This window comes from Allobosea sp. TBD101, from assembly GCF_059817965.1.
The window spans coordinates 4,945,274-4,967,025 of sequence record NZ_CM187543.1 but is presented as its reverse complement, the minus strand read 5'-3'; the positions used below and the strand labels follow the sequence as shown (position 1 = coordinate 4,967,025).

Sequence of the window (21,752 nt, the reverse complement as noted above, 5' to 3'; positions counted from 1 at the left end):
TGAAGAGGTGTAGTCTAACTAAAATTTCTAAGACGGAATTAGGGCGGCTAATGCTTGACTACCTAGCACTCGCTGCCGTCGCGGCGGTTCTGCGCGAAGGCAGTTTCGACAAGGCGGCGGCCGTCCTCGGCGTCACGCCCTCGGCGGTCTCCCAGCGCGTGAAGGGGCTGGAGGAGCGCCTTGGGGCTGCATTGTTGACGCGGGGAACGCCGTGCCTCGCGACCCCCATCGGTGCCAAGCTCTGCGCCCATTTCGAGCGCGTCAGGCTGCTGGAGGCCGATATCTCGGGCGATCTGGAGGGCCTGGCCGGACAGAGGGACGAAAAGCCGACGCTGCGGGTCGCCGTCAATTCCGACAGCCTCGCCACATGGTTCCCGCTCGCCGCCGCGCAGTTCACGGCCGCAAGCGGCGCACTGCTCGAGTTGGTGCTGGATGATGAAGCGCACACCGCTGAAAGGCTGCGTACCGGCGAGGTCATGGCTGCGGTCAGTGCCGACCTGGCGCCGGTGGCGGGCTGCAAGATCCATCCGTTGGGGGCCCTGGATTACGTTGCCGTTGCAAGTCCCGCATTGCATGCCGAGCATTTCGCGAACGGGGTCGCTGTCCAGAAATTGCGGTCGGCTCCCATGCTGCGGTTCGATCGGCGTGACGAATTGCAGTTCCGCTGGATGCGAGAGGCCTGTGGCGAGACCGTCTTGCCGCCAACGCATTGGGCGCCCTCGACGCACGGGATGCTTGAACTGACGCTCGTAGGCCTGGGCTGGTCGATGGCGCCGGTCGGCATGGCCGAGCCGCTGCTCGCGCAGGGACGCCTGATCGAACTGCAGCCTCGCTGTCGGATCGCGGTAACGTTGAACTGGCAGCGCACGCGGCTGAACACGCAGCTTCTCGACGCCATGACCAGGGCTGTCAGGCAGGTGGCGGCACAGCGGCTGCGCCCTCTTGAGGTGCAGGCCGGCTCCGCCTGATCCGCGCAACGAATGTCACGGCTCGCGCTTGGCAGCCCGAACCCAACAAAAAGCCCGCGGCTTGCGCCGCGGGCTGATCGTTTCAGGCTTCGGAAGGCTCAGGCTGCGATCGCGGCCGGGTCCTTCTTTTCCCATTCCTCGCCCCAGATCATCACGGCATGGCCCGGCGAGACCTCGCGATACTGGCGCACCGGCGGCACGTAGTCGGCCGGACGGACGGGGCTCTTGATCTCGTCGTTCGAGACCGGGCGCTTCTGCAGGCGCCGGGCCGGATCGGCGATCGGAACCGCCGCCAGCAGGCGCTTGGTGTAGGGGTGCTGCGGGTTCTGGAAGATCGACTCGCGCGGACCGATCTCGACGATCTCGCCGAGATACATCACCGCCACGCGATGGCTGACGCGCTCCACCACCGCCATGTCGTGCGAGATGAAGAGATAGCCCAGCCCCATGCGGGCCTGCAGGTCGAGCATCAGGTTGACCACCTGCGCCTTCACCGAGACGTCGAGCGCCGAGACCGCCTCGTCCGCCACGATCAGGCGCGGCTCGACCGCGAGAGCACGGGCGATGCAGATGCGCTGGCGCTGGCCGCCCGAGAACTCGTGCGGGAAGCGGTTGGCCATCTCCGGCTGCAGGCCGACGCGCTTGAGCAGGTCGGCGACCTTGTCGCGCGCTTCGTTGCGCGTGGCGAGGTTGTTGATCAGCAGCGGTTCGGCGACGGCGGTGCCGACATTCATGCGCGGATTGAGCGAGGCGAAGGGGTCCTGGAAGATCATCTGCATGCGCTTGCGCTGCTCGCGCAGGTCATGCTGGTTGAGCTTCAGCACATCGACGCCATCGAGCAGCACCGAGCCGGCGAGCGGCTCGATCAGGCGCATCACCGAGCGACCGGTGGTCGACTTGCCGCAGCCGGACTCGCCGACCAGCGCCAGCGTCTCGCCGGCCATCAGGCTGAAGGAGACGTTCTCGACCGCGTGCACCCGGCCCTTGACCGAGGAGAGGAGCCCGGAGCGGATCTCGAAGCGCGTGGTCAGCCCGGCGACCTCGAGCACCGGACGCTCGGCCGCCTTGACGGTGTCCGGAACCTCGACCGGCACGTCGGACTCGCCGGTATTGCGGTCGACGACCGGGAAGCGCATCGGGCGCCCCTTGCCGATCATCGAGCCGAGCCGCGGCACGGCCGAGATCAGCGCCTTGGTGTAGGGCTTCTTCGGGCTGGCGAAGATGTCCTCGGTCGCGCCGGTCTCGACCTCGTCGCCATTGTACATGACGACCGTGCGGTCGGCGATCTCGGCGACGACGCCCATGTCGTGGGTGATGAAGAGGACGGACATGCCCTCCTCGTCCTGCAGCGTCTTGATCAGCTCGAGGGTCTGCGCCTGGATGGTCACGTCGAGCGCGGTGGTCGGCTCGTCGGCGATCAGGAGCTTCGGCTTGCAGGCCAGCGCCATCGCGATCATCACGCGCTGGCGCATGCCGCCCGAGAAGCGGTGCGGATACTCATGGAAGCGGGACTTGGCGGCGGGGATGCGCACCTTCTCCAGCAGGCGGATGGTCTCGGCCTCGGCCTCCGAACGCGACAGGCCGCGATGCAGGATCAGCGCTTCCGCAATCTGGAAGCCGATGGTCAGCACCGGGTTCAGCGAGGTCATCGGCTCCTGGAAGATCATCGCGATCTCGTTGCCGCGGATATGGCGCATATCCGCATCCGGCAGGGTCAGGAGTTCCTTGCCGTTGAGCTTGATCGAGCCTTCGATCTTGCTCGACTGCGGCGGGGTCAGGCGCATGATCGACAGTGCGGTCACGCTCTTGCCGGAGCCGGATTCGCCGACGACGGCCAGCGTCTCCTTCGGCTTGATGTCGAAGGAGAGATTGCGGACGACCGACTTCCACTGGCCTTCCACGCGGAAGGAGGTGGTCAGGTTCGATACGGTCAGGATCGGAGAGGTCATGCCTAGCCCTTCGCTGATTTAGATGACACGGCGCGGGTCGAGCGCATCGCGCAGGCCATCGCCGATGAAGTTGATCGAAAGCACGGTAAGGAAGATTGCGGCGCCTGGGAACAGCGCCCAGTGCGGGGCAGTGTCGAGCTGGTCCTTGGCGTCGAACAGCAGGCGACCCCAGGTCGGGATATCCGGCGGGAAGCCGAGACCAAGGAAGGAGAGCGTCGATTCGGCGATGATCGCCGAGGACACCTCGATCGTCGAGGCGACGATGACCGGGCCGAGCGCGTTCGGCAGGATGTGCCGGAACATCTGGCGCATCTTGGTCGCGCCCTGAGCGCGCGCCGCCTCCACGAATTCCTTCTCGCGCAGCGAGAGGAACTGGGCGCGCACCAGGCGCGCCACCGGCATCCAGCGCAGACCGCCGATGACGATGACGATCAGCACGAACACACCGCCCTCGACGCCGAAGATGGCCTTCAGCTGCTCGCGGAACAGGTAGATGATGAGCAGCAGCAGCGGCAGCTGCGGCAGCGACAGGAACAGATCCGTCACCCACATCAGGATCGGATCGGCATATTTGCGCGACATGCCGGCGAGCGCGCCGATCAGGACGCCGACGATCGTCGCCACCACCATCGCCGCGAGGCCGACGGCGAGCGAGATCCGCCCGCCATACATCATCCGCGCCAGGATATCCTGGCCGAGATCGTCGGTTCCGAGCGGATGCGACCAGGAGGGACCCTGGAGCTGCGCCGAGAAGTCGATCTCGTTGATCGCCACCGGCCACAGCCAGGGGCCGACGATGACGCCCAGCACCAGCAGGCCGAGCACCACGGTGCTCGCCATGGCCAGGCGGTGACGGCGGAAGCGGCGCCAGGTCTCGCGCCCGGGCGAGACCGAAACCTGGCTCACGGCAGCGCCCGCAGCCGGATCAGCTGAAGGAGATGCGAGGGTCGAGCCAGCCATAAAGAATATCCGCGATGAGGTTGAAGAAGACGACCAGGCAGGAGAACACGAACGTCACGGACATGATGACCGGAGTGTCGTTGGCGAGGATCGCGTCGATGAGCAGCGATCCGATGCCCGGAACGCGAAAGATCTGCTCGGTCACAAGCGCGCCGCCGAACACGGCGGGCATCTGCAGCGCGACCAGCGTGACGACCGGGATCAGCGCGTTGCGCGTGATGTGCCGCAGCGTGACCCTGCGCTCGCTCAGGCCCTTGGCGCGCGCCGTGGTGACGTAGTCGAGCCGGATGACGTCGAGCACGGCCGAACGGACATAGCGCGTGTAGGAGGCCGCCTGGAACAGGCCGAGCACGGTGATCGGCATGATCGCCTGACGGAACATCTCCCAATACCAGCGCCAGCCGGTGGCGGCGATGTCGGAGCGGTAGACGAAGGGGAACCAGTCGAGCGTGACCGAGAAGACCAGGATGAAGAGCAGGCCGGTGAAGAAGGTCGGCAGGGAGAAGCCGACGAAGGCGAGCGTGTTGGCGATCTGGTCGAAGACCGAATAGGGCCGCGTCGCGGCATAGATGCCGACAGGTAGCGCAACGCACAGCGCCAGGATCTGCGATGAGCCCACGACGAACAGCGTCGTCGGCAAGCGCTGCAGGATCAGGTCGTCGACATTGATGCGGCTGGCGAAGGAGAAGCCCCAGTCGCCCTGCACCATGTTGGACAGCCAGCGCAGGTAGCGCACCATGACGGGATCGTTGAGGCCGAAGCTGGCGCGCAGCGCCTCGCGTACTTCAGGCGGAACGTTCGGATTGGTTGCCATTTCCGAGAACGGGTCGCCCGGTGCCAGCGCCAGGATCGTGAACAGGATCACGCTGATGCCGAGCAAACTTGGAATGGCGATCAAGAGCCGCCTGATGAGATATGTCGCCATGAAAAAGTCTCTGTACGCACGGCGGGGCCGCGGACTGATGTTGATGACGGTCGGCCCGCCCCTATGGCTGGTTTAGCCGCAGGAGCGGGCCGGCGCGTGTGTCACCCTTCACCGCAGCCGAAGCCGCCGTGAAGGGAATCGAGCGCTTAGCTACGATACCAAGCCGCGATGTTCCAGCTGTCGACGTCCCAGCCGCTGTGATCATGCGACAGGTTGTTCAACGAGGCCGCGATGCGGGTGCGCGACAGGATCGGCAGGATGACGTTGGCTTCGCAGAAGATCTCGTTGACCTTGATCAGGAGCGCAGCGCGCTTGGCAGGGTCGAGCTCCTTCTGCGCGGCCTTGTAGGCCTCGTCGGCAGCCGGATCGGAGTAGCGCGAGACGTTGCGGCCCAGCCACTTGTTCTCCTTGGTCGCGATCTCCCACGAGGTGAACTGGTTGAGGAAGCGCTCCGGATCGGGCTGCGGCTGCGTCGTGGTGTACATCTCCATGTCGACATACAGCTTGGTGTAGGTGTCGGGGTTGGCGACGTCCGACGAGAAGAACACCGAAGCGGTGACCGACTTCAGCTCGAGGTCGATGCCGGCGCGCTGGCAGGCCTGCTTGATGATGGCCTGGGTCTTCTGGCGCGGGGCATTGATCGAGGTCTGGTAGACGTATTTGAGCTTCTTGCCGTCCTTCTCGCGAATGCCGTCCGAGCCCTTCTTCCAGCCGGCGTCGTCAAGGATCTTGTTGGCCTTGTCGATGTTGAATTCATACTTGAGCTTGGTCGACTTGAACTGCTTGGGCTCGTTGACGAAGCTCGCCGTGGCGCGACCGCCGCGGCCGTAGATGAACTTCTCGATCGAATCGCGATCGATCAGCAGGTTCATCGCCTGACGGACCTTGGGGTCGCTCAGCGTCGGGTGCTTGGTCTTGACGCTCGAACGCTCGCCATCGACCTCGGTCCACGGATCGGTCGTGTTCAGGATGATGAACTCGATATCGCCAGCCGGAACCGCGCTGATCTTGCCGCGACCGCCGGTCTCCATGCGCTTGAGGACCTCGTCCTCGACCTGCAGGTTCCAGGCATAGTCGTATTCGCCGGTCTGCAGGACGGCGCGGGCCGCGGAGACCGCGTCACCGCCGCCCTTGACCTCGATCGTGTCGAAATGCGGCTGGTTCTTGATGTGGTAATCTTCGTTGCGGGTACCGGTGAGGACGTCGCCCGGCTTGAACTCGACGAACTTGTAGGGACCGGTGCCGACGGGCTTGAGGTTGTCCGGGGCCTCGCGGGACTTGGCGCCGACATAGTCGCCGAAGCGATGCTTCGGGATGATCTGGCCGACCGTGCCGACGAAGGGATCGGCCCAGAACGGTGTCGGCTGGCTGAAGATCACCTTGACGGTGTGGCTGTCGACCTTCTCGACCTTGATGTCCTTGTAGGAGCCCGTGGTGTAGGCGGCGGTCGCCGGGTCCTTGGCATATTCGTATGTGAAGACGACGTCGTCGGCAGTCAGCGGCTTGCCGTCATGCCACTTCACGTCCTTCTTGATCTTCCAGGTGACGCTGAGGCCGTCGGCCGAGAGACCGCCATTGGCCTTGGTCGGGACTTCTGCCGCGAGGCAGGGGATCAGGTTGCCTTCCTTGTCCCAGCCGGCGAGCGGCTCATAGAAGATGCGCGAGGCGATCTGGTCCTTGGTGCCCGAGGCGAAATGCGGGTTCAGCAGCGTCGGAGCCTGCCAGAGCAGCATCTTCAGCGGGCCGCCGCCGCCGGCCTTGGTCGGCTTGTACTGCAGCGTGGCATTCGCCATCGCCACGTCGTTCCAGATCAGAATCTGGGATGCGATCGGAGCGGCGATACCGACCGCCGCCATTTTCTGCATGAAGGAGCGACGCGACAGCGTGCCTTCCTTCACATCCGCGACGAGGCCGCGGATTTCCTGCTCTTTCATCGAATGCCTCCACATTTTAAACAAAATTTATCCCCGGCGCCTTCGCACCGTGTTCTCGTTGATGGGGCCAGCAAGGCATGTGCCAACGAAAGCGTCAACTGTGCAGCGCAGGGCAGATGCGCGTCTGTCGCGATGCGGGGCTTCCCAGAAGGCTTTCATTTGCATGAATGCGCCTGATTTCGCCGCATCGTAACAATTTTATGCCGGAGAGAGCGCGAAGACGACAGTTTTCTTTCCGTTGAGAACGCTTCGCTCGCGGGCAGACTTGCGGCCGTGTCAGGCTCCGGCAATCCGCTCGATCGCCTGACGCGCGAACGGCCGCGTGGTCTCTTCAACGATGCCGTCGCTGCACGTGCCGCATCGTCTTGACTCGTCCATGCCAAAAATGGAATGTTTATTCCAACTAGCGGGAGCTCTAAAAAATTCCTGCCATTCGCTGCGGGAGGCGGGTCGTTGTCGCAAGCCGGTTCGTTCGGCCGTGATCTTCACGGCAAGGTTGCCATCGTCACCGGCGGCAGCCAGGGGCTGGGCGAGGCAATCGCCCGCGAATTCGCCGGGCGCGGCACCCGCGGGCTTCTCCTGACCGGGCGTAACGCGGCGCGCGGCGAGGCCGTGGCGGAAAGCCTGCGGGCGGCCGGCTGCGATGCCCGTTTCCATCAGGTCGATCTCGCCGATCTCGATGCGGTCCGACAGGTCGTTCCGGCTGCCGAGAAGGCTTTCGGCCATCTCGACACCCTCGTGAACGCCGCCGGCGATACCGATCGTGGCACGATCTTCGACACCTCGCCCGCGCTCTACGAGCGCATCATGGCGGTGAACCTGCGCGCGCCCTTCTTCCTGATCCAGGATGCCGCCGATCTGATGCGCCGGCAGGATATCCCCGGCGCCATCGTCAATATCCAGTCGATGTCGGCCCATGGCGGCCAGCCCTTCCTCTCCGCCTACAGCGTCTCGAAGGCGGCCTTGGCCGCGTTGACGAAGAATGCGGCTTACGGCCTCCTGAAGCACCGCATCCGCGTCAACGGCCTCAATATCGGCTGGATGGCGACGCCGGGCGAGGACGCGATCATGAAGCTGCGCCACGACGCCAAGGACGGCTGGCTGGAGGAGGCCAACGCCTCGCAGCCCTTCGGTCGTCTGATCGATCCGCGCGAGGTCGCCAAGGCGGTCGCCTATCTCGCTTCGGCCGAGTCGGGATTGATGACCGGCTCCAACATCGATTTCGACCAGACCATTCTCGGCGCGCACGACTAGCGCCGGATTTCATGGCGGCGTACCGGCCGCAAGACCGCCTGACGAGACGCGACCACGGGAATGACGAAGACCATGAAGATCGGATTGCTGGGCGCCGGCCGCATCGGGCGCATCCACGGGCTGAACGTCGCCGCGCGCGGCGATGCCGAACTCGTCGCCGTCACCGACGCAATGCCCGAGGCCGCCGCCTCGCTGGCCGCCGCTGCCGGCGCCAAGGCCGTGAGCGCCGAGGCGATCCTCGCTGACGCCGCGATCGACGCCGTGCTGATCTGCACGCCGACCGACACCCATGCCGACCTGATCGAGCAGGCCGTCTCGGCCGGCAAGGCCGTATTCTGCGAGAAGCCGGTCGATCTCGATGCCGCCCGCATCCGCCGCTGCCTCGCCACCGTCGAGAAATCCGGCAAGCCGCTGATGATCGGCTTCAACCGCCGCTTCGATCCGAATTTCGCGGCGCTGGAGAAGCGCCTGCGTGCTGGCGAGGCCGGCGCGATCGAGATCGTCACGGTGATTTCGCGCGATCCCTCGCCGCCGCCGGTCGATTACGTCAAGCGTTCGGGCGGGCTCTTCCGCGACATGATGATCCATGATTTCGACATGGCGCGCTTCCTGCTCGCCGAGGAGCCGGTCGAGGTCTTCGCGCTGGGCTCCGCCCTCGTCGACAAGGCGATCGGCGAGGCCGGCGACGTCGATACCGCTGCCGTGATCATGAAGACGGCCTCGGGGCGGATCGCCCAGATCTCGAATTCGCGCCGCGCCACCTATGGCTATGACCAGCGCATCGAGGTCCATGGCTCCAAGGGCATGCTGCGCGCCGGCAATATTCACGAGACGACGGTCGAGATCGCGACCGGGCAGGGCTTCCGTGCCGATCCCGTGCAGAACTTCTTCCTGGAGCGCTATGCGGCGGCCTATCGCGCCGAGCTCGACGCCTTCATCGCCGCCTGCAACGGCAAGGCAGCCGCGTCGCCGACCGGGCTCGACGGCCTGAAGGCGCAGATTCTCGCCGATGCCGCGACGGAATCCGCGCAGACCGGCAAGCCTGTCCGCGTCGACCTGGGGGCCAAGTGATGACGCCGGCCGAGCGCGATCTGCGCTATTACGCGGCGCTGGGACTTGCCGCCGAGGCGAGCCATCTGGCGCTGGGCTATTTCAACCGGCGCGAGTCGCTCGGCATCACCATGAAGGGCGCGCAGGACTGGCTGACCGTCGCCGACGGCAAGGTCGAGGATTTCCTGCGTCGCCGCCTGTCTGAACTCTTCCCGCAGGATACGGTCATCGGCGAGGAGGGCGGCGGCGAGGCCTCCGATGCGGTCTGGATACTCGACCCGATCGACGGTACCGCCAATTTCGCCCATGGCGACCGCAACTGGTGCATCTCCATCGGCTTCCTCGCGGACCGCAAGCCGGAGATCGGCGTCGTGGCGGCGCCCGCTCTCGGCGAGGTCTATGCCTCCAGGCGCGGCGCCGGTGCAACCCTGAACGGTGACCCTATCAAGGTGTCCGGCGCGACCGACATCGCTCGCTCTTCGGTCGAGCTGGGCTGGTCGACCCGCATGCCGGCCGCGAGCTATCTCAAGGTGATCGAGCGTGGCTATGCGGCGGGCGCCGCGATGAAACGGGGCGGTTCGGGCACGCTCGGCCTCTGTCATGTCGCCAATGGCTCGAGCGATGCCTATGGCGAGCTTCACATCAACGCCTGGGACGTCGCTGCCGGCATCGTCATCGCCAGTGAGGCAGGCGCCCATATCAATGATTTCTTTGCCGGCGAGGGAATCGCCAGGGGCAATCCGATCCTGTGCTGCACGCCGGCGCTGGCGGCGCCGCTCCGGGAGATCACCGGCATCCTTTAGCCAGCACGATAGTCCATTGATCTTTCGCAAAAATTCATCTCAGCTTCGTCTCAAGCAACAAGAAGCGAAAGATCCGAACAGGGAGGTTCACATGCAGACGAAATCATGGCTCAAGGCGGGGTTCTTCGCCGCGCTCGCCACGGCGGCCATCGCCGCCACTCCGGCCCGGGCTCAGGGCTCGCTGGTCATGTATTGCGGTGTCCAGGAAGAATGGTGCCGCGCCATGTCGACGGCCTTCGAGAAGGAGACCGGCGTCAAGGTCGCGATGACCCGCAAGTCGGCGGGCGAGATCTATGCCCAGCTCAAGGCCGAATCCTCCAACCCGCGCGGGGACATCTGGTGGGGCGGCACTGGCGATCCGCATCTCCAGGCGGCGGAGGAGGGACTCACCCAGGAATATGAATCGCCGAAGAACAAGGAGCTGCATGGCTGGGCGCTCGACCAGTGGAAGGCCGCCAAGCAGCGTTCGGTCGGCATTTATGCCGGCGCGCTCGGCTTCGGCTTCAACACCGAGCAGATCAAGGCCAAGGGCATTCCCGAGCCGAAATGCTGGGCCGACCTGCTCAACGCCAAGCTGAAGGACGACGTCCAGGTCGCCGATCCCAACTCCTCGGGCACGGCCTATAACCTGCTGGCGACGGTGATCCAGCTCATGGGCGAGGACAAGGGCTTCGAATATCTCAAGGCTCTCCACAAGAACGTCAGCCAGTACACCAAGTCGGGTGCGGCGCCGGCCAAGGCCGCGAGCCTCGGCGAGACCGCCGTCGGCATCGTTTTCATCCATGACGCGGTGGTCTTCGCCGTGCAGGGCGACCCGATCAAGCCGGTCGCGCCCTGCGAGGGCACGGGCTACGAGATCGGTTCGATGTCGATCGTGAAGGGCGCGCGCAACCTGGACAACGCCAAGAAGTTCTACGACTGGGCGCTGACCCCGGCCGCTCAGGCGCTGGCCGCTCCCGCGAAGTCCTATCAGGTTCCCTCGAACAAGGCCTCGCCGGTGCCGGCGCAGTCGCCGAAGATGGATCAGATGAAGCTGATCAACTACGACTTCGTGAAATACGGCTCCTCGGCCGAGCGCACCCGTCTGCTCGCCAAGTGGGACAAGGAAGTCAAGGCGCTGCCGAAGTAAGGCTGCGTCGCCCCTGGCCGTGACGGCGAACGGTTTCGTTCACGAACCTCTGCCGTCATCCCGGGCTTGACCCGGGATCCATCGAAGGGCGCTGCGCTCTACGATGGATCCCGGATCTTCGCTTCGCTCCGTCCGGGATGACGGCAGCGGGATTTCACAAATAACATTCAGAAGCGCGAAGGCCGGCTCGAACCGGCCCCGGACCACGTTACGACAGGGGAACAGGGCAACCATGGCGCCAGCAACGAGACTCGTGCTGCTGATCGGCTGGCTCGGCTATGCGCTGATGCCCTGGTATCTCGTCGAGGGCATGAGCCTGACGAACTGGGCCTGGCTTGCCGAGTACCCGTTCGGCAAGGCCGGCAGCGCGCTGGCGCTCGCCCTCTCGGGCCAGACGCCCTGGCTCCTGCCGGTCGGCATAGCGCTCGCGGCTGCGACGCTGTTCTGGGGCAGTGCCGACCGTCAGCGCACGGCGACGGTGCTGCTCTGGGCCGGCCTCCTCGGCATGGCGCTGTTCTTCGCCCAGGCCTTCTCGATCGTGCTGAAGGACCAGGGCATCTCCTGGCTGGCCGCTCTGCTCGGCGGCGCCGGGGCTTCCCAGCGCGGCATCGGCGGCGGCGCCTTCCTGACGCTTCTGTCGCTGCTCTTCCTGCTCTGCCACGGCCTCGCCTATCGCGGCGTCTGCCGCGGCGACCTCTTCACGACTTCGACGATCGGCCTCGTCGTCCTGCTGATCGGCATCTTCATCTTCTTCCCGGTCGCGATCATCCTGAAGAGTGCGCTGGTCGACCAGAACGGCGCCTTCGCGCCCTCGGCCTTCATCGCTCGCTTCTTCGATTCCTCGATCTGGGGGCTGGGCTGTCTCAGCGCCAACGTCAATTGCGGCGTTGCCTGGAACACGCTGATCCTGGCCGTGCTCTGCGGTGTGATCACCACCTTGCTCGGCCTCGCCTGCGCGCTCCTCATCCTGCGCACCGGCATGCCCGGCAAGCGCGTCATGCGCGCGCTGACCGTGCTGCCGATCATCACCCCGCCCTTCGTCATCGGCCTCGCGCTGATCCTGCTCTTCGGCCGCGCCGGTGCCGTCTCGACGCTGCTCTACGAATGGTTCGACATCCCGCGTTCGCGCTGGCTCTACGGCCTGCCCGGCGTCTTGCTGGCGCAGGTGCTGGCCTTCGCGCCGATTGCCTTCCTGGTGCTGATCGGCGTCGTGCAGGGCATCTCGCCCAGCCTGGAGGAGGCCTCGCAGACGCTCGGCGCCAAGCGCTGGCAGACCTTCCGCACCGTTACCTGGCCGCTGCTCCGGCCCGGCATCGCCAACGCCTTCCTGCTCGGCTTCGTCGAGAGCATGGCCGATTTCGGCAACCCGCTCGTGCTCGGCGGCAATTTCGAGGTGCTCTCGACCAAGATCTTCTTCGCGGTGGTCGGCGCCTCCTACAATCAGGGGCAGGCGGCGGTGCTCGCCATCGTGCTGCTCGCCTTCACGCTCGGCGCCTTCTGGGTGCAGCAGCGCTGGCTCGGGGACAAGTCCTACACGACCGTCACCGGCAAGGGCGATGCCGGCCTGCCGACGCCGCTGCCGCGCCGCATCACCTGGCTCTCGGCACTCGTGATCGTGCCCTGGGTCGCGCTGACCGTGGTGATCTACATCGTCATCCTGGTCGGCGGCTTCGTCCGCAACATGGGCCGCGACTTCACGCCGACGCTGCAGCACTATCTCACCGGCTTCGCCATCGACTTCAGCAACGGCATCTATTTCCAGGGCTCGGCCTGGCCGTCCTTCTTCACCACGGTGAAGGTCGCCGCGATCTCGGCCCCGCTGACGGCGGTGATCGGCCTGCTCACCGCCTATCTGTTGACGCGCCAGCGCTTCAGCGGCCGGGCCGGGCTGGAATTCGCGACGATGCTGTCCTTCGCCATTCCCGGCACGGTGCTCGGCGTCGCCTATATCCTCGCCTTCAACGTGCCGCCGGTCGAGATCACCGGCACCGGCCTGATCCTCGTCATCGCCTTCGTCTTCCGCAACATGCCGGTCGGCGTGCGCTCCGGCATCGCCGGGCTCTCGCAGATCGACAAGAGCCTGGACGAGGCCTCGACGACGCTGCGCGCCCGCAGCTTCACCACGCTCTGGCGCGTCGTGCTGCCGCTGCTCAAGCCGGCGCTGGTTTCGGCTCTCGTCTACTCGTTCGTGCGCTCGATGACGGCGGTCAGCGCCGTGATCTTCCTGGTTTCGGCCGAGTACAACCTCTCCACCGCCTATATCGTCGGGCGCGTCGAGGCCGGCGAGTTCGGCCTCGCCATCGCCTATTCCTCGGTGCTGATCGTCTTCATGGCGCTGGGCATCGCCCTCATCCAGTTCCTCGTCGGCGAGCGCAAGCTCGGCCGGCGCAAGGTCGTCGCGCTCTCCAGCTCGGTGTCCAACCCCATCAGTCAGGGAGCAGCAAGTTGACGAAGGCCGGGCCTGCATCCGTCGAATTCCGCAACGTCTCCATGCGCTACGGCGCGGTGACGGCGGTCGACAACATCAACTTCACCATCGAGGCCGGCAAGCTGGTCACCCTGCTCGGCCCCTCCGGCTGCGGCAAGACCACGACCTTGCGCATGATCGCGGGCCTCGAGATCGCCAGCGAAGGCCAGATCCTGATCGGCGGCAGGGACGTCACCAAGCTCTCGGCCGCCGACCGCGACGTCTCGATGGTGTTCCAGTCGTACGCGCTGTTCCCGCATATGAGCGTACTCGACAATGCCGCCTATGGCCCGACGGTGAAGGGCCTCGGCAAGGAGCAGGCGAAGCAGATGGCGCTGGAGAAGCTGGCGCTGGTCGGCCTCAAGGGCTTCGAGAACCGCTACCCGTCCGAGCTCTCGGGCGGCCAGCAGCAGCGCGTCGCGGTCGCCCGTGCGCTGGTGCTGGAGCCGCAGGTGCTGCTCTTCGACGAGCCGCTCTCCAATCTCGACGCCAAGCTGCGCCGCCGCGTCCGCGAGGAAATCCGCGAATTGCAGCAGGACCTCAACCTGACCGTGGCCTATGTGACCCACGATCAGGAGGAGGCGCTCGCCGTCTCCGACCGCATCATCGTGATGTCGAACGCCCGGATCGCGCAGGAAGGCGCCCCGCGCGACCTCTACGAGCAGCCCTCGAACGCCTTCGTCGCCGATTTCATCGGCGACGCCAATCTGGTCGACGTCACCGTGAAGGCGGCGGCTGACGGCCGCGCCGATGTCGCGATCGGCTCCGCCACGGTCAGCCTGCCGGCGCGCGGTCTCGGTGTCGGCCCGGCCAAGGTCGCGATCCGGCCGGAGGCGCTGCTGCTGGGCGAGCCGGGGCAGGGCGGTTCGCTGCCCGGCACGATCCGTAAATGCGCCTATCTCGGCAATCACCTCGACGTCATGGTCGAGACCGAAGTCGGCGAGCTCTTCGTGGTGCAGTATGGCGGGCGCGAGATGCTGGCGCCCGGCAGCCCGGTCTCCGTTTCCTTCGCGAACAAGGGCGTCACGCTGATTCCGCCGGCCTGATCGGCGCCGGAACCCGCTATTCGTCCACATCTCCGCAAGGCCGAAAGTGCTGCCCAATTATCAGCACTTTCGGCGTGTATTTCTGTTGAGTTGGCTAATCAAAAATTGATAGATTTGGCTGACGATCGTCACCTGAATCGGGGAAGACCACACGAAAATGGCCACGGGCGAGAGCGCAACCACCATCCTGATCCATCTCGTCGGCGGCGTCGCGCTGCTGATCTGGGCGGTCAGGCTGGTGCGAACCGGCGCGATGCGCGCCTTCGGCTCGCAACTCAGGCAGGCGCTGCAGAGTTTCACGCGCAATCGCTTCGCCGCCTTCGGCAGCGGCGTCGCCGTGACCATGGTGCTGCAGAGCTCGACGGCGACGACATTGCTCGTCTCCTCCTTCGCCGGTCAGGCGCTGATCGTGCCGGCGATGGCGCTCGCGGTGCTGCTCGGCGCCAATCTCGGCACGGCGCTCGCGGCCTTCGTCATCTCGATGGATATCGGCTGGCTCTGGGGGCTCTGCGTCGCCGTCGGCGTCGCGTTGTATCTCTCCAGCGAGGCGATGGAGCGGCCGCGCAATATCGGCCGCGTGCTGGTCGGTATCGGCCTGATCCTGCTCTCGCTGATCGAGCTGAACGCCGCCGCCGCGCCGCTCGCGCAGTCGCCGACCTTTCGCCTCGTCCTCACGGCCATGGGCTCGGAGCCGCTGCTCGGCATCCTCGCGGCCATCGCCGCGACCTGGATCGTGCATTCCTCGATCGCGATCATCCTGCTTGTCGCCACCTTCGCGGCATCCGGCCTGTTCCCGCCCGCGACGGCGCTGACACTGGTCATCGGTGCCAATCTCGGCAATGCGCTGATCCCGGTGCTCGACCAGCTCGGCGCGCCCGCCGCCCAGAGGCGCGCCGCTGTCGGCAATCTCGTCACGCGCCTGATCCTGGCGCTTGCCGTGCTGCCCTTCGTCGGCCCGCTTTCGGCCTGGCTCGTCAGTCTGCCCTCGGCGGATGCAAGGCTCGCGATCGAATTCCACGTCATGCTCAACGTCGTCGGCGCGCTGGTCTTCCTGCCCTTCGTCGGTCCGGTCTCGGCGCTGGTCGAGCGCTTCATGCCCGGCAAGGAGGAGAAGGCGGAGGCCGTGACGCCGCGCTATCTCGACCCGAACGCGCTCGACAGCCCGACCGAGGCGCTTGCGGGGGCGATGCGCGAGGCTCTGCGCCTCGGCGACCGCGTCGAGGGCATGCTGCGCGATACCATGACGCTGCTGGAGAAGGACGAACTCAAGCTCTCCCGAGCCATCGCCCAGGCTGATGACGGCGTCGACACCATCCACGAGTCGATCAAGCTCTATCTGGTCAAGGTCTCCCGCAACGAATTGTCCGAGGAGGAGAGCCGGCGCCTGTTCGAGATCATCACGCTGATCACCAATCTCGAGCATATCGGCGACGTCATCGACAAGAACCTGCGCGAGCTCGCCGAGAAGAAGATCCGCAAGCGCTATTCCTTCTCGCCAGAGGGTTTGGCCGAGATCCGCGATTTCCATCACCGCGTCGCCTCGGCGCTGGCGCTGGCGCTCAACGTCTTCGCGACGCGCGATCTCGAACTCGCCCGTCAGCTCTTCGCCGACAAGGCGGCGATGCGCGACGCCGAGCGGCGTGCCACCGACAGCCATTTCCAGCGCCTGCGTTCGGGTCGGGCGGAATCGATCGAGACCAGCGCGATCCATCTCGACATCATCCGCGACCTCAAGCGCATCCACGGCCATATCGTCTCGATCGCCTACCCGATCCTGGAGAGCGCCAACGAATTGCGTGAAAGCCGCTTGCGCGACACCAAGGCAGCGGCTGCGCAGCGCGAGATGCCGGCCGTGCTCATCCCCGCCGCGCATTCCGGCGGCTGAGGGCCATCCTCAGCGTGGCGCCGCCAGGATGATCGCGGCGCCCACGAGGCAGATGGCGCCGCCGGTCAGGTCCCAGCGATCCGGCCTGATGCCCTCGACCGCCCAGAGCCAGCCGAGCGAGGCGGCGATATAGACCCCGCCATAGGCCGCGAAGGCGCGGCCCGCCGCCGCGCTCTCGACCAGCGTCAGGAGCCAGGCGAAAAGCCCGAGCGAGACGAGGCCCGGCAGCAGCCACCAGATCGGCTTGCCGAGCCGGAGCCAGCCCCAGAAGGCGAAGCAGCCGGCGATCTCGAAGAGCGCGGCGCCGATATAGGCGGCGATGGTCGGCATGGAAATCGATATCCGTTACGGGCTTTCCGAGGCGAGGGAGCCAGTCTAAAGCGGTAAGCCTTCGAACGGAAACGCGCCGTCATCCCGGACAAGCCGCGTCAGCGGCGCCGATCCGGGAGCCATGCCGGAGCATCTCCAGGGACGCTTCAGGCATGGATCCCGGGTCTTCGCTTTGCTGCGCCCGGGATGACGTGCCCAGAACAAGACAGGGCCGCGGTGGAAAAGCCGATACGCAACATCGCCATCATCGGTGCCGGCCCGGCCGGGCTGATCGCGGCCGAGCGGCTGGCCGGCGCCGGGCACCGCGTCACGATCTACGAGCGCATGGCCTCACCCGCCCGCAAGTTCCTCCTCGCCGGGCGCGGCGGCCTGAACCTCACCCATTCCGAAGCGTTCGACGTTTTTCTCCGCCGCTACCGCGAAGCGGGCGACTGGCTCGAGCCGGCCCTGCGAGCCTTCCCGCCGCAGGCGCTGCGCGACTGGGCGGACGGGCTCGGAGCTGACAGCTTCATCGGCTCCAGCGGCCGCATCTTCCCCCGCGCGATGAAGGCTTCGCCGCTGCTGCGCGCCTGGCTCGGCCGGCTCGATGCGCTGGGAGTCAAGCTGGCCTCGGGCAGGCTTTGGACGGGCTGGGATGCCGGCGGCGCCCTGACATTTCGTGTGGCCACCGGCGAAGTCGAAACCGTTCGTCCCGATGCCACGCTGCTGGCGCTCGGCGGCGCGAGCTGGGCGCGGCTCGGTTCCGATGGCGGCTGGGTGCCTCTGCTGGCGGAGCGCGGCGTCACGGTCTCGCCGCTCGGGCCGGCCAATGGCGGCTTCACGGTTGCCTGGTCGCCCGTGATGAAGGAGCGCTTCGCCGGCCAGCCGCTGAAGCGGATCGTGCTCCGTTGCGCGGGCGAGGAGGCGGCCGGCGAGGCGATGATCGATGCCGGCGGCATCGAGGGCGGAGCGGTCTACGCGCTGTCGGCGCCGATCCGCGAGGCGATCCGGCGCGACGGCGCTGCCGCGCTTGAAGTCGACCTCCGCCCCGATCTCTCCGTGCCGGAACTCGCCGCCCGCCTGGCGAAGCGTCGCAAGGGCGAGACGCTGAGCAATCATCTGCGCAAGGCGGCGGGGCTGGCCCCGGCCGCGATTGCCCTGCTGCGCGATGCGGCCGGTGCGGCTCTTCCGGACGGACCGGATGCGCTCGCGGCACTGATCAAGGCGGCGCCGCTGCGGCTCGAAGCCCCCATGCCGATCGCGCGCGCCATCTCGACGGCAGGCGGCATTGCGCGCAACGAGGTCGACGCAGGCTTCATGCTGAAGCGCCTGCCGGGCGTCTTCGCGGCCGGCGAGATGCTGGACTGGGAGGCGCCGACCGGGGGGTACCTCCTGCAGGCGAGCTTCGCCACCGGAACCGCCGCGGCAGCCGGAATCGACGCCTGGCTCGCACACGGGTGACGCAGGCCGCAATCGACGCGAGCGCAAGGAACCGGCGTGCCCCCGATCACCCCGTGCCGGTCAAACGGCGCGCGAAGCTGTGTCCGCCATCCACGGTCGAGATTTCTCCGACACGCGCCAGCGAGATCAGGATGTCGCGTATCGCGCGCTCGACCTTGAGGCCCTGGCGGAAGTGCGCCGCGATCGTCCGTGCATCGATCGGCGTCGCGGCCGGCGCCAGCGCGGCGAGCACGGCTGCGACGCGTTCCACCGCCTCGGCCGGAAAGACAGGCTTGCTGACGAGGGCCGATAGCGGCTCCGGCAGCAGCGCGTCGAGCTGCTCGCCGGTTCTCGCCGGGGCGCCGAAGCGCGGCCGCTGATAATCGGGCCTGAGCCAGCGGATCAGGCCCTGCGTTTCCTCCTGAGCGCGCTGCCGGTTGAGCGCGACGAGCCGGGCCAGGATCTCCTCCTCGCCGAGATCGGCCGGCCAGCCATAGGCGGCGGCGACGGCGGCATCGAGCGCTTCGTGATGTTCGTCGATGATCATCACCAAACCGCGGTCGCGTATATCCACTTCCGTGGCCTTTAGCGCGTATCCGGCAAGGAGCGCCTCGCGCACATTGTAAAGCTTGGTCAGTGTCAGGCCGGGGTGTTCCAGCAAGACCTGCTTGCGTATGGCGTCTAGTGCCTCCGCCGCGCGGCGGATGGCTTCCCGCTGGTGCTCGGTCGCATCGGGGAAAGGAAACGGGTCGAAGCAGCGGGACTTCACATAGACCGCATCGCGTTCGTAGACGCCGCGTTTTCCGGCGCTGGCCAGATACCAGGTTTCATGAATGCGGGAGGACAGGACGCCGAGCGTATGAGCGTCCGAGAGAGCGATCGCCAGGATCTTGTTGTCAGGCAGGATCGCAGCATCGAGGAACTGGAAGACGCGGTGCTTGGCGGTTTCAACCGTGGCGATGTAGCGCTGAAGCGGAGCGAGGGCTGGGCGCAGCTCGCGTCGCGGTTCGCCGAAAACCCACCAGAGTTCGCGGTAGCTTTCGCGCCGGTTTGCATCCCGGCCGATGAGTTTTCCGTTGCCGTCCTTTTCCTCCTTCACCGTCCGTTTGAGGTACTGATAGACTTCCGGGAATCGGTCGCGAACCTCTTCCGCAGCGAGACCGAACAGGTCGATGACCATCATGTCACGCGAGCGCGCCGTCAGGTCACGCCCGTTGCGATACTCGCGGACATGATTGTCCAGGCCCTTCCGGAGGCCGAGGCCGAGAGCCTGTGCTTCGGCAGGCATCACGATGAAGCCCGCGCCGTGCAGCTTCACGCCGGGCGAGCAGAGCCCGTGATTGCTCCGCAAAGGCGCAGCCTGGGTCATGTCCACGCCGATCGTCAGGTCGGAATTGATCCGCCCCTCGCTGACGCCGAGTTCGATCTGGGGCTGGTCGGTGTCGAGCCTGGTTTCGGACAGGACCGAGCAGAGCTTGCCGTCATGGGATCCAGCCCGCGCGACCGTCATCGCGATCCGGACGGCGGCGCTGTCCCGCTCGGCCTTCGTCCAGGGATGGTCGGGAATCGCCATGACGATCGAGAGCGGCCGCTTGCCGGCGAGGTGCCGCTCGACCGTCCGACGCTGGAAGAGCTGCGTGATCGAGTTCGTCGTGACGAAGCCGAAGCGGCGCAGGTGCGTGCCCGGCTGCGTCAGCAACTCGGCGGAGCGGTCCCACCAGTACATCACGAGATCGGCGCTCTCGTTCATTTGCGGATGTGCCGCCCAGAGCGCCTCGACATAGGCGGCCCCGAGCCGGGCGCGCAGGTCCTTCCCGCCGATGAAGGGCGGATTTCCGACGATGAACTCGGCCTCCGGCCAGCTCGGCCTGTGCGGGTTCGGCAGGATCTCCCGGCCGTCACGCCAATGCGGGATCGGCCAGCCATCCCAGCTCAGCACCGCGTCCCGCTTGTAGATATGGTCGAGCTTTTCGAGGATCGGCTCGCGCGGCGCGTGGGGGCGGGTGCGGAAATGCCATTGCAGATGGCCGATCCAGAGCACGAGGTCGGCGATGGCCACCGCCCGGCGATTGGTCTCCATGCCCAGGAACTGGTGCGGCCCGACCTGATGCGCGGCGAAACCGGAGAGCTCCTCGTTGCGGCCGAGTTCGCCGGCGGCATCGAGCACCTCGCCTTCCAGTTTCTTCATAAGCTCTTGTGAAACATGAAGGAAATTTCCCGTCCCGCAGGCAGGATCGAGAATCCGCGTCGTGCAAAGCGCCTCGTGAAAATCCTCGACCAGCGCCAGTGCCTTTCGCGCGTCGCCGCTGTCGCGGGCTTGCTGAGCGGCGCCCAGAACCGCGCGCCAGTCTTCGCGCAGCGGCCCGATCACCGTCTCGACGACGAGTTGCTCGACATAGGCGCGCGGCGTGTAATGCGCGCCAAGGCGTGCCCGTTCCTGCGGGTCGAGCGCCTGCTCCAGCAAGGTGCCGAAGATCGCCGGCTCGACCTCCTTCCAGTCATGCTCGGCCGCGGCCAGTAATTCGCCGATCTCCTCGCGCCCGAGCGGGAAGACCTGCGCATCCTCGTAGAGCTTGCCGTTGAAGCGTTTCATCCGCTCGCGCACGGAGGTGGAATAGGCGCCCTTGTCCATCGCCTGCCACAGTTCCGAGACCAGCGGCAGGAAGGAATCCGGCGCGTCGCGGCAGTCCCGCAGTAGGGCCTTGAAAGCATCCTTGCGGATCAGCCCGACATCCTCGGCGAACATCGTGAACAGGCAGCGCATCAGGAAAAGCGCCACCTCTTCGGGATCGTGTTCGCGCTCCAGCACCTTCGAGACCGCAGCCAGCCGCTCGGCGATGGCGCGGGTGACACGGGCCGCATGGCGGGCGGGATCGAGCGAGAACGGCTCGCTCCAGATCGTCGCGAGGCGCTGGCGCAAGGCGGCATCGCGCAGGTCGTCGAGATAGACGCGGTAGCTCTGGCGATCCGGAAACTGGACGTAGTTCTTACCCTGCCCGGTGAAGTCCGCGTAGAATTCGAAGCAATGCCCGACATCGCAGACGATCAGGAAGGGCGGCCAGCCATGGCTCGCCGGCAGCGCCTTGGCATAGTCCTCCGCCTGGCGGCGGGCATTGAGCATCAATACGTCCCAGGCGCGATCGGCCCCGCGCCGGCCGCGCGGTCCGGCCGGCTCCGCGAAGGGCAGGGCGCCCTGCGCCGGCAGTACCTCCTTGGCCTGTCCCTTGAGGCGGCTCTGCTTCGCTTCGAGGACGAAGGCGCCCTTCCGGTAGAGGTCGATGCGCCCGGTGCTGTGTCCGCCTTGCCCATCCGGAAAGCGCACGGGGTATTCGAAGCGATAGGTCACGGCGCCGGAATCGCTGGTCGGCGGCTGCGGCGGCTCGATGCCGATCAGCCGGCAGAATTCGCTGAGGAACTGCGCATAGGCCGCCCGCTCCGCACCTTCCGAGAGGCGCCAGCGGGCGATGAAGGCCTCGACCGCCGCCGCCTCGGACCCGCCCCCCGACATGGCCCATCTCCACAGGTTGTTTTGATCTAGTTTACACAACTTAAAGTTGCGTTACGTCACCCTGTCAACTCCTGTCACCAATCATGGCGGCAGAGCGCTGCGCCCCCTCGCATCGCGGCCCGTTC

The 21,752-nt window shown here is 66.3% G+C and carries 15 protein-coding genes; 9 read left to right on the top strand and 6 right to left on the bottom strand.

Annotated features, from left to right (window positions below; genetic code table 11):
• Nucleotides 1-50: 50 nt before the first annotated feature.
• Nucleotides 51-968 carry a LysR family transcriptional regulator ArgP gene (locus AC6RIC_RS24135; RefSeq protein WP_499734235.1) on the top strand — a complete coding sequence of 306 codons (918 nt, stop codon included), beginning with the start codon at nucleotides 51-53 and terminating at the stop codon, nucleotides 966-968.
• Between the two features lie 98 nt (nucleotides 969-1,066).
• Here AC6RIC_RS24135 and AC6RIC_RS24130 read toward each other — a convergent pair whose 3' ends face one another.
• The 4 genes from AC6RIC_RS24130 to AC6RIC_RS24115 form a co-directional block, all read right to left on the bottom strand.
• On the bottom strand, nucleotides 1,067-2,917 hold the full coding sequence (locus tag AC6RIC_RS24130) for an ABC transporter ATP-binding protein (RefSeq protein WP_454658479.1): 1,851 nt from the start codon (nucleotides 2,915-2,917) through the stop codon (nucleotides 1,067-1,069).
• A gap of 18 nt (nucleotides 2,918-2,935) precedes the next feature.
• Complete coding sequence (locus tag AC6RIC_RS24125; protein ID WP_454658478.1) at nucleotides 2,936-3,877, bottom strand: ABC transporter permease; 942 nt, start codon at nucleotides 3,875-3,877, stop codon at nucleotides 2,936-2,938.
• Nucleotides 3,843-4,802, bottom strand: coding sequence for an ABC transporter permease (locus AC6RIC_RS24120; RefSeq protein ID WP_454658477.1), 960 nt, complete (start codon nucleotides 4,800-4,802; stop codon nucleotides 3,843-3,845). The genes AC6RIC_RS24125 and AC6RIC_RS24120 overlap by 35 nt, the downstream gene beginning before the upstream one ends.
• Before the next feature lie 146 nt (nucleotides 4,803-4,948).
• Nucleotides 4,949-6,736 (bottom strand): peptide ABC transporter substrate-binding protein, encoded by a 1,788-nt coding sequence (locus tag AC6RIC_RS24115; RefSeq protein ID WP_454658476.1) that lies wholly within the window; start codon nucleotides 6,734-6,736, stop codon nucleotides 4,949-4,951.
• Nucleotides 6,737-7,189: 453 nt separating this feature from the next.
• Here AC6RIC_RS24115 and AC6RIC_RS24110 point away from each other — a divergent pair, with 453 nt between their 5' ends.
• From AC6RIC_RS24110 to AC6RIC_RS24080, 7 genes are all read left to right on the top strand, one after another.
• On the top strand, nucleotides 7,190-7,990 hold the full coding sequence (locus AC6RIC_RS24110) for an SDR family oxidoreductase (protein ID WP_499734234.1): 801 nt from the start codon (nucleotides 7,190-7,192) through the stop codon (nucleotides 7,988-7,990).
• A gap of 60 nt (nucleotides 7,991-8,050) precedes the next feature.
• Complete coding sequence (iolG, locus tag AC6RIC_RS24105; protein WP_499734233.1) at nucleotides 8,051-9,061, top strand: inositol 2-dehydrogenase; 1,011 nt, start codon at nucleotides 8,051-8,053, stop codon at nucleotides 9,059-9,061.
• A complete protein-coding gene (locus AC6RIC_RS24100; RefSeq protein ID WP_499734232.1) occupies nucleotides 9,061-9,843 on the top strand; it encodes an inositol monophosphatase family protein in 783 nt (260 codons plus the stop codon). Before iolG ends, AC6RIC_RS24100 begins: the two co-directional genes overlap by 1 nt.
• A 91-nt stretch (nucleotides 9,844-9,934) precedes the next feature.
• The gene (locus AC6RIC_RS24095; RefSeq protein WP_454658472.1) at nucleotides 9,935-10,972 is read left to right on the top strand and encodes an ABC transporter substrate-binding protein; all 1,038 of its coding nucleotides are present in this window, start codon (nucleotides 9,935-9,937) and stop codon (nucleotides 10,970-10,972) included.
• Between the two features lie 232 nt (nucleotides 10,973-11,204).
• Entirely contained in the window at nucleotides 11,205-13,421 is a 2,217-nt protein-coding gene (locus AC6RIC_RS24090; RefSeq protein WP_454658471.1) for an ABC transporter permease, read from the top strand.
• On the top strand, nucleotides 13,418-14,485 hold the full coding sequence (locus AC6RIC_RS24085) for an ABC transporter ATP-binding protein (RefSeq protein WP_499734231.1): 1,068 nt from the start codon (nucleotides 13,418-13,420) through the stop codon (nucleotides 14,483-14,485). Before AC6RIC_RS24090 ends, AC6RIC_RS24085 begins: the two co-directional genes overlap by 4 nt.
• A 157-nt stretch (nucleotides 14,486-14,642) precedes the next feature.
• Nucleotides 14,643-16,370, top strand: coding sequence for a Na/Pi cotransporter family protein (locus AC6RIC_RS24080; protein ID WP_499734230.1), 1,728 nt, complete (start codon nucleotides 14,643-14,645; stop codon nucleotides 16,368-16,370).
• Between the two features lie 9 nt (nucleotides 16,371-16,379).
• Here the strand turns inward: AC6RIC_RS24080 and AC6RIC_RS24075 are convergent, their stop codons facing one another.
• Nucleotides 16,380-16,700 carry a YnfA family protein gene (locus tag AC6RIC_RS24075; RefSeq protein WP_257734905.1) on the bottom strand — a complete coding sequence of 107 codons (321 nt, stop codon included), beginning with the start codon at nucleotides 16,698-16,700 and terminating at the stop codon, nucleotides 16,380-16,382.
• 186 nt (nucleotides 16,701-16,886) lie between these two features.
• On the opposite strand from AC6RIC_RS24075, the gene AC6RIC_RS24070 reads away from it, so the two are divergent.
• Nucleotides 16,887-18,140, top strand: a complete 1,254-nt coding sequence (locus AC6RIC_RS24070; RefSeq protein WP_454658467.1) for a TIGR03862 family flavoprotein — start codon at nucleotides 16,887-16,889, stop codon at nucleotides 18,138-18,140.
• A 46-nt stretch (nucleotides 18,141-18,186) separates the two neighbouring features.
• Here AC6RIC_RS24070 and AC6RIC_RS24065 read toward each other — a convergent pair whose 3' ends face one another.
• On the bottom strand, nucleotides 18,187-21,627 hold the full coding sequence (locus tag AC6RIC_RS24065; RefSeq protein WP_499734229.1) for a class I SAM-dependent DNA methyltransferase: 3,441 nt from the start codon (nucleotides 21,625-21,627) through the stop codon (nucleotides 18,187-18,189).
• Nucleotides 21,628-21,752: the final 125 nt, after the last annotated feature.